Origin of the sequence: Aurantimonas sp. (genome assembly GCF_964217435.1) — a bacterium.
Taxonomy (GTDB): domain Bacteria; phylum Pseudomonadota; class Alphaproteobacteria; order Rhizobiales; family Rhizobiaceae; genus Aurantimonas; species Aurantimonas coralicida.
On sequence record NZ_CAXPJM010000013.1, the window covers coordinates 39,101 to 53,213 of the forward strand.

Here is a 14,113-nt window from a genome sequence, read left to right on the forward strand (position 1 = left end):
TCAGCGGCCCTCCTTCTTGTCGGCGGCGACCTTCGGCGCCTTGGCCCGCGCCGCTTCCGACGCCGCGCGGGTCATGTCGGAGGCGTTGCGGAAGATGTCGGACTTGGCGATGTTCGCCCCGTCGATGCCGATGTCGGAGAGGAGGCTGTCGACGAAGGGCGCCTGGACGCGGTAGCGCAGGGCCGAGTTCATCACCTCGTCCGTCGGGCTCGGGCCCTGCCCGCCGCCGCCACCACCGCTGGCGCCATTGCCGCTGCCGCCGCCATTCGCCCAGTCGAGGCCCTGTGTCCCCGACCCGCCGAGCTGCATGATGCGGATGTCGTTGATCTTCTCCAGCGGCTTGACGCTGGCCGCCACGATACCCTCCACATGCTCCAGCATCTTGCGCTTGAACAGGCTGGCGCGGGCGCCGTCGGTCAGGACGTTCTCGGCCTCGTTGATCAGCTTCTGCGCCTCGGCCTCGACCGCGGCACGGATCTTCTCGGCCTCGGCGCCGATGCGCTTGCGCTCGGCTTCCAGCTCGGCGCCGGTCACGCCGACCGTCTTGGCGCGCCGTGCGACCTCGCTCTCGGCCGTGGTCTTGACCTTCTCGCTGGCCTCGACGGCACGGGCGCGGGCGTTCTCGGCCTCGACCGCGGCGGCGCTTTCATCCAGCGACTTGCGATAGAGGGCGATGGTCTTTTCCATCGTCGCTTCCTCGACGGCCCGTTCGCGGGCGATCTCCAGCTTGCGACGCTCGGCCTGATGCCCGATGCGGGCGTCGTCGAGACCCCGCTCCGAGGCGATCTTGGCGCGCTCGACCTCCTCCTGGCTGGCGATCTCGGCCTCCCGCAGCGCCTGCATGCGGGCGATCTCGAGTTGCTCCAGCACCTTGCGGCGCTCGAGCTTGCGGGAATCGAGATCCTGTTCGGCGAGGATCTTCTCGGCATCGACCGTCTTGGCCTTGGAGACGCGGGCCGCCTCGATCGCCTCGTCGGCAGCGATCTGCGCAGCATCCATCGCCTTGTTGCGCTCGATCTCCAGCTCGCGGATGCGGCGGTCGCGGGCGATCTTCTCGGCCGTGGTCTCCGCCTCCTTCTCGATCCGCTGGCCATCGACCAGGCGGCGCGAACTGATTTCGGCGGCCTCGATGGCCTCCTGATGCTCGATCTCGCGGGAGCGGATTTCCGTGTCGCGGTCGATCGCGGCGGCGCGGGTGCGCTTCTCCTCCGCGATCCGCGCATTGGCGATCGCCTCCTGCGCCGTCACGCTGGCGACGTCCACGGCGCGGTTGCGGGCGATTTCGCGCTCGCGCATGTCCTGCTCGTAGGCGATGCGCTCGGCCGCGAGCTTCTTCTCCTTGGCGATGCGCTTGGCCTCGACGGCCTCCTGCTTGGCGGTGTCGGCAAAGGCCACCGCCTGTTCGCGGGCCAGATCGCGCTCCTTGGTGCGCTCCTCGCTCTCGATCCGCTCCACCGAGGTGCGGGCCTCGGTGGCGATCCGGGCCTTCTCCACGGCCTCGCGCGACGCGATCTCGGCCTCGTCGATGGCGCGGTTGCGGGCGATCTCCAGGCCGCGAACCCGTTCCTCCTGTCCGATACGCTCCTTGGCGGTGGCCTCGGCAGCCTCGATCTCGGCGGCGTCGAGCAGACGGCGGCGGGCGATCTCCAGCGCGCGGGTCTCCTGTTCGGAGGCGATCCGCTCGGCGGCGAGTGTCTTCTCGCGGGCAATCTTCGCGGCCTCGGTCGCCTGCTGCGACGCGATCTCGGCCTCTTCCAGCGCCTTCTTGCGCTCGATCTCCAGCGAGCGGGTCTCGCGGTCGGAGGCGATGCGGGCAGCACTGACGGCGCGTTCCTGGATGATGCGCAGCTTCTCGGCCGCCTCGCGGGCGGCGATCTCGGCCTCCTCGATGGCCAGATTGCGGGCGATCTCGCGTTCGCGCGTTGCGCGCTCCAGGGAGATGCGGGCCTCGCTGACCTCGTTCTCCTGGGCGATGCGGGCCTTCTCGACGCTTTCCTTCGCGCTGATCTCTGCCTCGTCCACGGCCCGCTTGCGGGCGATCTCGTTGGACTGGGTGTCCTGGTCCTTCTCGATGCGGGCGCGGGTCAGCTCGCGCTCCTGGGCGATCCTAGCCTTCTCGATCGCTTCGCGCGCCGCGATCTCGGCGGCGTCGGTGTCGCGCGTCGAGGTGATGCGGGTTTCCGACAGGACGCGCTCCTGCTGGATGCGGGCCTTCTCGATAGCCTCGCGCGTCGTGATCTCCGCTTCGTCGATGATGCGGGCCCGCTCGATCTCATGCTGGCGGATCGTCTGTTCCGACGCGATGCGCGCCTCGGCGATGCTGCGCTCGTTGGAGATGCGGGCCTTCTCGATGGCCTCGCGGTTCAGGAGGGTGGCCTCCTCCCCTTCCTTCTCGCGCTCGGAGCGTTCGCGGGCCAGATCGGCCCGCTGCTGGGCGCGGCGGAACTCGATCTCGCGCTCCTGCTCCAGCCGGGCGTTCTCGCTGTCGCGCTCGATCCCCAGCGACTGCTTCTCGGCCTCCAGGTTGCGGGCGCGGATCAGGAGGGAGGTTTCCTGCTCGATGTCGTTGCGCATCTTGCGGCGGCTCTCGATCGCCTCGATGACGCTCGTCAGGCCCTCGGCGTCGAAGCGGTTCGAGGGATTGAAGAACTCGATCTCGGTCTGGTCGATGTCGAGGATCGCGACGCTTTCCAGTTCGAGCCCGTTCTTGTCGAGCCCCTCCTGCGCGGTGGCGATGACCCGGCGCACATAGTCGCCGCGATGCTCGTGCAGTTCCTCGATCGTCATCTCGGCGGCGACGGTGCGCAGCGCCGAGACGAACTTGCCTTCCAGAAGCTGGTGGATGCGTTCGGGCTCCAGCGTGCGCCGGCCCAGCGTCGAGGCGGCCAGCGTCACGCCCTCCCTGGTCTGGGCGACGCGGACATAGAAGGACGCCTCCACGTCGATCCGCATCCGGTCCTTGGTGATCAGGGCCCGCTCACGCTCGCGCGTGACGTTGAGGTCCATCGAGTTCATGTTGACGGGGGTGATGTCGTGGACGATCGGCCAGACGAAGGCGCCGCCGTCGATGACCACCTTCTCGCCGAGGAAACCGGTCCGCACGAAGGCGATTTCCTTGGTGGACCGCCGGTAGAGCCAGTTCATCACCCAGTAGAGGATGAACACGACGATGACGGCCAGGATCAGCCACAGGATGAGTTGTCCGATGAGTTCGCCGGTCATTACTGATCCCTCCCCGCTTCGGCCTTGCGGCCGATCATCTTGAACCGTCGCGTCTGCTCGGTGAGCGCGATTTCCGTCGGCAGCCGCTCCATCGAGGAGGCGCCGTAGAAGCCGTGGCAATTGGTGGTGTTGGCGAGGACGTATTCGGCGTCCTCGGGCTGGGCGACCGGGCCGCCATGGACGAGGACCAGCACGTCCGGATTGACCTCCAGCGCGGCCTTTGCCAGCCGGTCGGTCACCGACGGCGCATCCTGCAGCGCCACCCCGGTTTCCGCGCCGATCGCGCCGCCGGTGGTCAGGCCCAGATGCACGACGATGATGTCGGCGCCGGCCGCCGCCATGGCGCGGGCGTCGTCCTCGCAGAAGACGTAAGGGGTGGTCAGCATGTCCCGCGCATTGGCGAGGCGGATCATCTCGACCTCCAGCGCGTAGGACATGCCGGTCTCTTCGAGATTGGCGCGGAAGCTGCCGTCGATCAGGCCGACGGTCGGAAAGTTCTGGACGCCGGAAAAGCCCGCCGCCTTCACCTCGTCGAGGAAGCGGTCCATCATCCGGAACGGGTCGGTGGCGCAGACCCCGGCCAGGACCGGCGTGCGCTTGACCACCGGCAGGACCTCGTTGCCCATCTCCAGGACGATGGCGTTGGCGTCGCCATAGGGCATCAGGCCGGCCAGCGAGCCGCGCCCGGCCATGCGGAACCGGCCGGAATTGTAGATGACGATGAGGTCGATGCCGCCGGCCTCCTCGCATTTGGCCGACAACCCGGTGCCGGCACCGCCGCCGACGATGGGCTCGCCCGCGTCGCGCATGGCGCGAAATCTCGTCATCAGGGTCTGGCGGTCGTGCATGGTCAGGCTCTCCGGGACAGTTTCGACGGGCTTTGCGGGCGCGAATGCAGGCTGCGGAAGCTGCGCAGGATCTCCGCCGCGAAGGCCGGGTCGTTGATGTTGTGGGGGACGCGAACGAGCTTGCGGGACGCGGTCTGGCGCACCGTCTCTTCCAGCGCGGCGAACAGGGCGCGGTCGGCGGCCGGGTCCCAGAAGGGCTGGCCGGGGGCGTCGAGCGCCGAGACGCCGCCCTCGGGCAGGTAGAACCGCACCGGACCGTTCATGCGGTTGAGCTTCTCGCCGATGAAGCGGCCCATCTCGGCGTTTTCCGCCGGTGTCGTCCGCATCAGGGTGATCTGCGGATTGTGCTCGTAGAACAGCCGGTCGCGATAGCGCTCGGGCACCGTCTGGGGCGCGTTGAAATTGACCATGTCGAGGGCGCCGCAGGCGCCGATATAGGGCTGCCCGCTGGCGATCATCGCGTCGAACCGGGTCTCGTCGGCCGCAAAGACGCCGCCGGCGACCATGTCGCAGATCTCGGTGGTGGTCAGGTCGAGGACCGTGCCGAGCATGCCGCTCGCCACGAGCTTTTCCATCGCCCGCCCGCCGGTGCCGGTGGCGTGGAAGACGAGGCAGTCATAATCGGCCTCCAGTTCCTTCACGACGGCCTGGACGCAGGTCGTGGTGACCCCGAACATGGTCAGGCCCACTGTCGGGCGGTCGGCCGCCGGGGCCGCGCTCGCCCGCGCCTTCACCATGCCGGCGACGGCGTTGGCGGCATTGGCCAGGACCTGCCGGGTGATCGTGTTGAGCCCCTGCACGTCGGCGACGGACGGCATCAGGGTGATGTCGGAGGCGCCGACATATTGCGCGGTGTTGCCGGATGCGACGGTCGAGACGACGAGCTTGGGCACGCCGACGGGAAGGCTGCGGAAGGCCGGCGCCACCAGGGCCGTGCCACCAGATCCGCCGGCCGCCAGAAGCCCCGCGACATCGGTCTGGGCTCGCATCCAGCGTTGGAAGGCGAGGGTCATGCCGGCCACCGCACTGCCCCGGTCGCCGGTGAAGACACCGGCCGCGCCGCGCGGATGATGGCCCGCCACGACATTGGGCGGCGTGTCGGCGCCCGACGGCTTGCCGCTGGTGGACAGGTCGACCATGGCGACGCGCAGGCCGGCGGCCTTGATGATGTCGCGCATGTAGCGCAGCTCGGCGCCCTTGGTGTCGAGCGTCCCGCAGACATAGACGGTGCCGCCCCGCGTCGCCGCGGGCGCCATCGGACGGCCTGCCGTGGCCGGAGTCTCGGCCGGCGTCGTGACGGTGCGCGCCGCACGTTCGATGACGTGGACCGGCACATTCGCCGACCAGCGGGTCGGGAGCTTCGGATTGGACAGGTAGATGCGGACCGGACCGCTCTCGGCCGGCGTCGCGGCCTCGCGGCGCGGCGCATCGGGCCCCGGCGTCTCGTCATGGGCATGGCGGCCGACGCCGAGAAGTGCCTGCTGCAGGTCGCGGTCGGCGGCGAGAACGCTCGCCTCCATCACCCGGTCGACCTTGCCGTTGATCATGATCGCGACGCGGTCGGCGACGGAACAGGCGACGCCGATATTCTGTTCGATCACCAGGACGTCGATGTCGCCTTCCTCACCGAGCCGCACCAGCATTTCGGCGACCTGGTTGACGATCACCGGGGCAAGGCCCTCGGTCGGCTCGTCCATGACGAGAAGGCGCGGGTTGAGCAGCAGCGCCCGGCCGATGGCGAGCATCTGCTGTTCGCCGCCGGACAATTGCCCGCCGCCATTGCTGCGGCGCTCGGCCAGGCGCGGAAACACCGAATAGATGCGCTCGGGCGTCCAGGCGCCGCCCTTGGTCGCGACGAGCTGCAGATGCTCGTCGACCGTCAGCGACCGCCACAAGCGGCGCCCCTGCGGGACGTAGCCGACCCCCATGCGGGCGATCTCGGCCGGGGTGCGGCCGGCAATGGCCTGCCCGGCCAGCGCGATCGACCCGGCGCGCACCGGCACCAGGCCCATGATCGCCTTGCACAGGGTCGTCTTGCCCATGCCGTTGCGGCCGACGACCGACAGGATGCCGCCGCCGATGCGCAGGTTCACGCCCTGCAGCGCGTGGCTGTGGCCGTAATAGACGTTGAGGTCGCGGACCTCGAGGATGGGCGTGCCCTCAGCCATGCCCGCCTCCCAGATACAGCGCCTGGACCTCGGGATCGTCCTCGATCTCGGCCGGCTTGCCTTCCTTGAAGACGCGGCCGTTGTGCATCATCGTGACCCGCTCGCTGACCCTGAGGGCCACGTCCATGTCGTGCTCGATGATGATGAAGCCGACATGGCCCGGCAGGCCGGTCAGGATGCCGATCAGTTCGCGCCGCTCGGTCGGCGACAGGCCGGCGGCGGGCTCGTCGAACAGGATGAAGCGCGGCGCCCCCGACAGCGCCATGGCGATCTCCAGCTGGCGCTGCTGGCCGTAGCTGAGATCGGCCACCGTCTGGCCCATCACGTCGCCCAGATTGACCGTGCGCACGAGATCCTCGGCGGTCGCCACCAGCGCGTCGTGATTGCCCGGCCGGCGAAACGAGAACCGGCCGCGCGAGACGCCGCGGCAGGCCAGATAGACATTGTCGCGGACGCTCAGCCCGCTGAACAGCAGCGAGATCTGGTAGGTGCGCCGCAGGCCGCGCCGGATCCGCTCCTGGGCGGGAAACTCGGTCACGTCCTCGCCGAAGAAGCGGATCGCACCGGTGGTCGGCGGAAAATCGCCGGTGATGCAGTTGAACAGGGTGGTCTTGCCGGCGCCGTTCGAGCCGAGCACTGCGTGGCGCTCGCCGGGGCGCACCTTCAGGTCGATGCCGCCCAGCGCTTCCAGGGCGCCGAAGCGTTTCGAGACGCCGCGCAGTTCGAGGGCGTAGTCGGCGCTGGCGCCGCGCGAGGATGTGGCGGTGCTCATGGCGCCTGCCTCCGGTCGGTGCCGGTCAGCGGATCGCGATTGCGGCTCTCGCGGAACTTGTCCCACATGCCGAGAAAGCCGTCGGGCGAGAAGAACACGACGACCAGGAAGCCGATGCCGACCAGAAGCTGGAAGCGTTCGCCGGAGAGGCCGAGCGAGATCAGGACATCGGTGGAGAAGGTCTTCAGAAGCACGTAGATCAGCGCGCCGATGAAGGCTCCGATCGGATGGCGCAACCCGCCGACGACGGCGATGACGAGGATGTCGATGGCCGGCTGGATGCCGACCGTGCCGGGCGAGATCTGCTGGCTCTGCCAGGTCAGCAGGATGCCGCCGACGCCGGCGATCAGCCCGGCAAAAGCATAGGCCGCGACCCGGTGCGCGGTGACGTTGTAGCCGAGCGCCGCCATCCGCCGCGGATTGTCGCGCACGCCCTGAAGCGCCAGGCCGAAGGGCGCGCGGCTGATGTAGAGGACGGCGAAATAGCCCACCGCCGCCCAGAACAGCGACAGATAGTAGAACGGCACCGACTCGCGCCAGTTCACCCCGAACAGCTGCGGTGGCAGCACCGAGTTGAAACCCGAGAAGCCGTTGAAGACATCGTAGTTCTGGCGGGTGAAGTAGAAGAACGCCGCCGCGATGGCGAGGGTGATCATGATCGTGTAGATGCCCTCGGTCCGCACGGCGAGCCAGCCGACGGCGGTGGAGAACAGCATGGTGATCGCCAGCGCCAGCGGGATCACCACCCACCATGGCCAGCCCTGCGAGACCGCGCTGACGCCGCTCACGCCGAAGATCGCGACGAGGTAGCCGGCCAGTCCGGCAAAGGACATCTGCGCCAGGCTGACCATGCCGCCATAGCCGGCGAGGAACATCAGGCTCAGGGCGATGAGGCCGAGGACGAAGGCCCAGCCCATGATCTGGAACAGGAAGAAGCCCGAGGCGAAGGCCGGCATCACCAGAAGCAGCAGCCCGACCACCCAGTAGGCCGCGGGCACCCGCTCGAGGCCCGAGGGCCGCGCCGTGACGGAGGGCCTGTCGATCGCCACCATCTAGGCGCGCCCCAGGAGGCCGTAGGGCCGGAAGGCCAGCACCACGACCATGATCAGGAAGGTCAGCACCACGGCGTAGGTCGGGAAATAGACCGAGCCGAACTGCTCGGCCATGCCGATCAGCAGGGCCCCGAGGGCGGCGCCGGGGATCGAGCCCATGCCGCCGACGATGACGACGACGAGGGAGGCGAGCAGGAACCGCGTGTCCTCGCCCGGCGCGACCGACTGGAAGGTACCGCCCACCACCCCCGCGACCCCGGCCAAGCCGGCCCCGAAGGCAAAGACACAGGCGAAGACGAGCTGGATGCGCACGCCGGTCGCCGACAGCATGTCACGATCGTCGACGCCGGCGCGCACCAGCATGCCGATCCGGGTCCGGTTGAGCATCAGCCACATGGCCAGGCCGACGACCACGGCGGCGAGGAAGATGACGATGCGCACGGAGGGATAGCGCAGGAAGATCAGCTCGCCGCGCCGGTCGTAGCCAGTGGTGAAGAAGGTATCGAGCGGCCCGGAGAGCCATTGCGGCGGGGTGATGTTGTAGAAATCGCCGCCGAAGCTCCACAGCATCAGGTCGGCCAGCACGATCGAAATGCCGATGGTCACGAGGGTCTGGCGCAGATCCTCGCCCTCCATCCGGCGAAAGACGAAGATCTGCATCAAAACGCCGATCAGGCCGACGATGATGAAGGCCACCGGGAAGGCCAGCAGCCACCAGCCGGTGATGTCGGCGGTGTAGAAGCCGACATAGCCGCCGATCAGGTAGAGCGAGCCATGGGCGAGATTGACGTTGCGCATCAGGCCGAAGATCAGGGTGAAGCCCGACGCGACGAGGAAGTAGAGCCCGCCGAGGGTGACGCCGTTGAACAGCGCGTTGAGGAAGATCTTCTTGCGGCCGATGACGTCTTCCAGCCCCTCGGGCCAGACGGCGAAGATCGCCCACAGGAGGACGACCGCCAGGATCGCCAGGATCGCGGTCCAGATCGGATGCCGGGTCGCAAAGACCCTCACGTCTCGGCCCTCCGGCCGGTCCGTGCCTGGCAAACCTCAGGTCGCGTCACAAAGATCACGGCTCATCTCCCCCGAGCCAATGGCTCTTCAGGGACAGATGCTAGTTCGGCCGGGGGCTCGGCGGCATACCCGATAGTCTGGTGCGGTCCCCCATCATCGGAAAAGCGCCCGACGTCACATGCGCCACCCGGCGGTATTCGCTCGGCGCGATGCCGACATTGGAGGAGAAGAAGCGGGTGAAGCTCGCCTGGCTGGAAAAGCCGAGATCGAAGGCGATGTCGGTCACCGATTTGGGCGTGCTCAGAAGGTCCGAAATGGCGTTTTCGGAGCGCAGCGTGTTGATGTAGACATTCGGCGTCACGCCCATGAACTGCTTGAACAGCTTGAAGAAATGCGGGCGCGACAGGCCGACGGAGCGGGCGACCTCGTCGATCGGCATCTCCTCGCCGACCTTCTCCTGGATCAGCCGCAGCGAGCGGCGGACGCGAAAGTCGGAGAACCGCCGCAGGGCCGAGGGGCGCCGGCCGTGGCGCTGGTCCCAGGACAGACTGAAGCACTCCTGCGTCAGGGTGAACAGCAATTCGTCGAACGCCATGGCGTTCTCGTTGCCCATCAACAGGACGGTGATCCGGGTCAGCAATTCGCGCTGCCTCTGGTTGAGGGTCAGCCGCGACCGGCCGAAGGACAGCGAGAACTCCGCCATGTCGCTGTTTTCCAGGAACCACATCGGCTTGATGTAGAGGACGAGGCAGATGTTGATCCGGCCTTCCGGCACGTGGAAGGAGTGCGGCTCCCACGGGCTGACCGCGACGGCATGACCGGGTGTCAGGTCGCTGCGCGCATTGTGCACCATCAGGCTGGCGGCATCGCCGCCGACATAGAACACCAGATGCCCCTCGCGATGGGCATGGGTGGTGATGGTGCGATCAAGCTCGTACAGCGCGGCACGGCCGAAGGCGCCGTGACACACCGCGATAGCATGGCTCATTTCGTGATCCTCCCGATCAACGACGGCCGCGCGGCTTCTCCCTCCGCTTCGACCGGCCAATTATCGGGCCATGTTCCGTGCGGCCAGACAAGTTCGAAGAACAAAGAAACAGACTTTGCGGTATACAGCGCAGGACGGTCGCGAGTGCTTCAGACGTGCCTAAGAGGCGGTGTAGGCCGTCTTCACGGTGCTGTAGAATTCCGCTGCGGAGGCCCCCTGCTCGCGCGGCCCGAAGCTCGAGGCCCGCGTTCCGCCGAACGGCACGTGATAGTCGACGCCGGCCGTCGGCAGATTGACCATGACCATTCCGGCGCGCGCGTTGCGCTTGAAATCGCTGGCATATTTCAGGCTCTCGGTACAGATGCCGGCGCACAGCCCGAAATCGGTCTCGTTGGCGGTCGCCAGCGCCTCGTCATAGTCGCGCACCCGGATGACGGAGGCGACGGGACCGAACACCTCCTCGCGATTGATGGCCATGTCGCGGGTCGTTTCGGTGATCAGGGCCGGCGACAGGAAGAAGCCCTCCGTCGCCTGCGTCACCCGATCTCCCCCGACCCGCAGGCTGCCGCCCTGGGCCTTGGCGCGGGCGATCGCCGCCTCGTCGATATGAAGCTGCGCTTCGTCGACGACCGGACCGATGTCGGTGCCTTCCTCCAGCGCATGGCCAGTGCGCAGCCCGGCAAGGCGCTCGGCGACCGCGCTGACGAAACGATCGTGGATGCGCTCGGTCACGATCAGCCGCGACGAGGCGGTGCAGCGCTGCCCCGTGGAATAATAGGCGCCGTCCACCGCCGCCGCCACGGCCCGGTCGAGATCGGCGTCGTCGAGGACGACGAGCGGGTTCTTGCCGCCCATTTCCAGCTGCACCTTGCGCTGCAACGGCGCGCTGGCGGCCATGACCCGCGCACCGGTCGCCTGCGAGCCGGTGAAGCTGATCGCATCGACACGGGCGTCGTCCAGCATCGCCTGCCCGACGACCGAGCCCGGACCGGTCAAAAGGTTGAGGACGCCGGCCGGCAATCCGGCGCGTTGCAGGATATCGGCCAGCGCCCAGGCGCAGCCGGGCGCCAGCTCGGCAGGCTTGAACACCACCGTGTTGCCCCAGGCGAGCGCCGGCGCGATCTTCCAGGCCGGGATCGCCATCGGGAAATTCCATGGCGTGATGATGCCGACGACGCCCACCGGCTCGCGGGTGATCTCGATATTCACGCCGGGACGGACCGACGGCAGGAACTGGCCGCCGGTGCGCAGCGGCTCGCCGGCGAAATAGCGTAGGATGCGACCGGCCCGCGCCACTTCGGCGATGGCATCGCGCAGGACCTTGCCCTCTTCACGGGCCAGCAGGCGGCCGAGCTCGTCGGCCCGGCGCAGCACCTCCTCGCCGGCCCGGTGCAGGATGTCGGACCGGGTCTGGGGATCGGTGCGACCCCAGGCGGGTGCGGCGGCGCTCGCCGCGGCAATGGCGGCCTCGGCTTCGGACCGGCCGGCTTGGGCATGGACATCGACGATGTCGGAAACGTCGGACGGGTTCACATTGGGCAAGGCGTGGGAGGTGGTGGCCCATTCCCCGCCGATCAGCAACGGCTTCACCAGACCTCCTCCAGCACCGTGCGGGCAGCGCCTTTCGGCAGGATGTCGGCGCGCTCGGCCTCGGACACCGCCTCGTCGAGATCGTCCGGCGTCAGCCCGAGATCCGACAGGCGCGGCGCAAGGCTGGGGATCGCGCCGAGATAGGCCGACAGCCGCTCCGTCGCGGCGCCCTCGCGCCGATCCGCGCCGGCACCGATCATCCGGCCCAGGAGATCGGTGCGCTCGACTTCCGCCTCCATCGCCGCCAGCGCTCCCGGCAGGAGCAGCCGCGCGGCGGCCAGCGCGTCGAGGCCGGAATGCTGGGCGGCCAGCACCACCGCCAGCATCTGGGCCGGGCCCAGCCCCTTCTGCTGGCTCAGCGCGGCATTGAGGCCGGCGGCCATCAGCTCGCGGCTGACCGTGACGTCGGGGGCCGCCGCGAGCCGCGGCAGATTGGCGACGCTGCGGCTGAAGGCGTCGAGCGCCATGCCGTCAGCGGTCGGATTGTAGGTGGAGGCCAGATAGGATTCGAGACTGCGCACGAGGCTGCGCAGGGCCGAGCGCAAATTGTCCTCGGGACCGGCCGACAGGATCAGGGTCGGGTCGCAGATCAGGACGTCGGGCAGGCCGCTGCGCCAGCTTTCGACATTGCGCCGGCAGGGGTCGGGCAGGCCGTCGATGCCCGGCACGGCATAGAGCTTGGGCCGCGGCCCGAATTGCGACAGCATCTTGCGGGCCTTGCGGCCGAGCTCGATCGCCCGGGCTGCCCCGAAGGCGATGATGGTGTCGACGCGCTGGCCGGCGAACTGCTCGCACAGCGCCACGGCGGCGGTCGACAGATCGGCCGTTTCGGCGAGATCGAAGGACAGGATGTCGGTTGCGACCGGCAGGCCGGACAGGATGACCTCGCGGCTCTCGGCGGCGCCGGGCGCGTCGGGGACGATCAGCAGCGGTGCGAGGAGCGCCATGCTCTCGATCTCCGAATGCAGCGCCTCGGCGAGAACGGCGTCGGCAAAGTGCACGCGCGTGGGATAGGTGATGAGCGTCATTGCCCCGGCCGATGCGATATGTCGGGAAGACGGCGGCCCGGGCGCGTGCGCACCCGGGCCGCTGGCTCTCGCGTCAGTAGGACTTCTGACAGGCCGGAACGTCGCGGCTCGGCAGGCCGATGGCATCGAACGCGGCCTTCTCGATGCCCAGCGTCTGGTTCACGTCGTCGACCTTGCGGACCATCTTGTTGGCCAGCGTGCCGTCGTCGAGTTCCACCACTTCGGTCACGAAGTTCGCACCGATCGCCTGGCGGTTCTCGTCCAGGGTGATGTCGCCGTTCGGCGCCTCGAGCTTGAGGTTCGACAGGCAGTCGCGGAACTTCGTCTGCCCGTCGGAGAGGTCGCCCTCGACCGTGCTCAGGCACTGAAGCGCCGCGCTGGTGGCGTTGTAGTAGCCGGTCGCGAACAGCGACGGGGTCGGGAAGCGATCGCTCTCGGGGAAGCTGTCTTGATAGAGCTTCACCCATTCCTGCCAGCGCGGATCGTCCCAGGTGTCGGCCTGCGGGCCGGAGGACGGGACCCCGATCAGGGCCTGCTTGGCGCTGCCTTCCGACGACAGCACCGATCCGTCGACCATGATCGAGCCGCCGATGAGGTTCGCCTGGCCGCCGGCCTGCTGATACTGGTTGAGGAAGTTGACGGCGTCGCCGCCGCCCAGGCCCAGATAGATGGCGTCCACGTCGTCGGGCAGTGCCGCGATGATCGAGCCGAAATCCTTGGTGCCCAGCGGCACCCAGAACCGGTCGGTGATCTCGCCGCCAGCCCGGCAGAACTCGGTCACGAAGCCGAAGACCTGGGTGTAGATGAAGGAATAGTCCTCGCCGATGGTGGCGACGTATTTGTAGTCCTTCTCGTTGAAGACGTATTCGCCGAGACCCGCCGACCATTGCGCGCCGTCGATGTTGAAGCGGAAGAAGTTCTCGGACGGCGTGACGTAGGTGGTCTCCATGGCGCCGGAGATGCCGTTGATGAAGGTGACGTCCGGCCGTGTCTTGGAATAGTCGCGGATCGCGATGCCTTCGGAGCCGGACAAGGGCCCGATGACGATGTCGACGCCGTCCTGGTCGACCAGCTTGCGGGCGCCACGGGTGGCGCTGTCCGGCGTGGTGTCGGTGGACTGGGTGATGACCTCGATCTTGCGGCCACCGGCCTGGTAGTCGGCCGCCTTCAGCGCCGCTTCCAGGCCGCGCACGCCGTCCTGGCCCGGCACGGTATAGGTCCCTTCCAGCGTCACCAGCACGCCGATCTTGACCGGCTCGGAACTATCCTGCGCCACAGCCTGCGTTGCGCCCGCGGCAAGCAGGGCGAGTGTCGATAAACCGCACATCCATGTAGTTTTCATCTGTTATCCTCCCATAGACTTCGGTCCGCACCACGCCGCTCCTGAGACGGGCCGCCCGAATGCCAAGCCTGACCGAGCCGGCCGAAAGACCG

10 protein-coding genes are annotated in these 14,113 nt (G+C 68.2%); all 10 read right to left on the reverse strand.

The features are described 5' to 3' along the window. Nucleotides 1-3,222 (reverse strand): flotillin domain-containing protein, encoded by a 3,222-nt coding sequence (locus ACEQX1_RS06970; protein WP_370193885.1) that lies wholly within the window; start codon nt 3,220-3,222, stop codon nt 1-3. Beyond that, on the reverse strand, nt 3,222-4,070 hold the full coding sequence (locus ACEQX1_RS06975; protein ID WP_370193886.1) for a phosphoenolpyruvate hydrolase family protein: 849 nt from the start codon (nt 4,068-4,070) through the stop codon (nt 3,222-3,224). Before ACEQX1_RS06975 ends, ACEQX1_RS06970 begins: the two co-directional genes overlap by 1 nt. A 2-nt stretch (nt 4,071-4,072) precedes the next feature. Then, on the reverse strand, nt 4,073-6,238 hold the full coding sequence (locus ACEQX1_RS06980; protein ID WP_370193888.1) for an ABC transporter permease: 2,166 nt from the start codon (nt 6,236-6,238) through the stop codon (nt 4,073-4,075). Beyond that, a complete protein-coding gene (locus ACEQX1_RS06985) occupies nt 6,231-7,010 on the reverse strand; it encodes an ABC transporter ATP-binding protein (protein ID WP_370196648.1) in 780 nt (259 codons plus the stop codon). The genes ACEQX1_RS06980 and ACEQX1_RS06985 overlap by 8 nt, the downstream gene beginning before the upstream one ends. Next, on the reverse strand, nt 7,007-8,062 hold the full coding sequence (locus tag ACEQX1_RS06990) for a branched-chain amino acid ABC transporter permease (RefSeq protein WP_188075367.1): 1,056 nt from the start codon (nt 8,060-8,062) through the stop codon (nt 7,007-7,009). The genes ACEQX1_RS06985 and ACEQX1_RS06990 overlap by 4 nt, the downstream gene beginning before the upstream one ends. Further along, nucleotides 8,063-9,073, reverse strand: a complete 1,011-nt coding sequence (locus tag ACEQX1_RS06995; protein ID WP_024350894.1) for a branched-chain amino acid ABC transporter permease — start codon at nt 9,071-9,073, stop codon at nt 8,063-8,065. It abuts the gene before it with no gap. Nucleotides 9,074-9,173: 100 nt separating this feature from the next. Then, a complete protein-coding gene (locus ACEQX1_RS07000) occupies nt 9,174-10,061 on the reverse strand; it encodes an AraC family transcriptional regulator (protein ID WP_024350895.1) in 888 nt (295 codons plus the stop codon). 159 nt (nt 10,062-10,220) lie between these two features. Further along, nucleotides 10,221-11,651 (reverse strand): aldehyde dehydrogenase family protein, encoded by a 1,431-nt coding sequence (locus tag ACEQX1_RS07005; RefSeq protein WP_370193890.1) that lies wholly within the window; start codon nt 11,649-11,651, stop codon nt 10,221-10,223. Continuing rightward, entirely contained in the window at nt 11,648-12,679 is a 1,032-nt protein-coding gene (locus ACEQX1_RS07010; RefSeq protein WP_370196649.1) for an iron-containing alcohol dehydrogenase, read from the reverse strand. The genes ACEQX1_RS07005 and ACEQX1_RS07010 overlap by 4 nt, the downstream gene beginning before the upstream one ends. Before the next feature lie 73 nt (nt 12,680-12,752). Continuing rightward, nucleotides 12,753-14,021: an ABC transporter substrate-binding protein gene (locus tag ACEQX1_RS07015; protein ID WP_188075370.1), complete on the reverse strand. Its 1,269-nt coding sequence runs from the start codon at nt 14,019-14,021 to the stop codon at nt 12,753-12,755. Nucleotides 14,022-14,113: the final 92 nt, after the last annotated feature.

What these genes read in the sequence shown, in the direction of transcription:
- ACEQX1_RS06975 (WP_370193886.1), bottom strand. Translation starts at nt 4,070, where the DNA reads ATGCACGACCGCCAGACCCTGATGACGAGATTTCGCGCCATGCGCGAC.
- ACEQX1_RS07010 (WP_370196649.1), bottom strand. Translation starts at nt 12,679, where the DNA reads ATGACGCTCATCACCTATCCCACGCGCGTGCACTTTGCCGACGCCGTT.
- ACEQX1_RS07015 (WP_188075370.1), bottom strand. Translation starts at nt 14,021, where the DNA reads ATGAAAACTACATGGATGTGCGGTTTATCGACACTCGCCCTGCTTGCC.
- ACEQX1_RS06970 (WP_370193885.1), bottom strand. Translation starts at nt 3,222, where the DNA reads ATGACCGGCGAACTCATCGGACAACTCATCCTGTGGCTGATCCTGGCC.
- ACEQX1_RS06980 (WP_370193888.1), bottom strand. Translation starts at nt 6,238, where the DNA reads ATGGCTGAGGGCACGCCCATCCTCGAGGTCCGCGACCTCAACGTCTAT.
- ACEQX1_RS07000 (WP_024350895.1), bottom strand. Translation starts at nt 10,061, where the DNA reads ATGAGCCATGCTATCGCGGTGTGTCACGGCGCCTTCGGCCGTGCCGCG.
- ACEQX1_RS06985 (WP_370196648.1), bottom strand. Translation starts at nt 7,010, where the DNA reads ATGAGCACCGCCACATCCTCGCGCGGCGCCAGCGCCGACTACGCCCTC.
- ACEQX1_RS06990 (WP_188075367.1), bottom strand. Translation starts at nt 8,062, where the DNA reads ATGGTGGCGATCGACAGGCCCTCCGTCACGGCGCGGCCCTCGGGCCTC.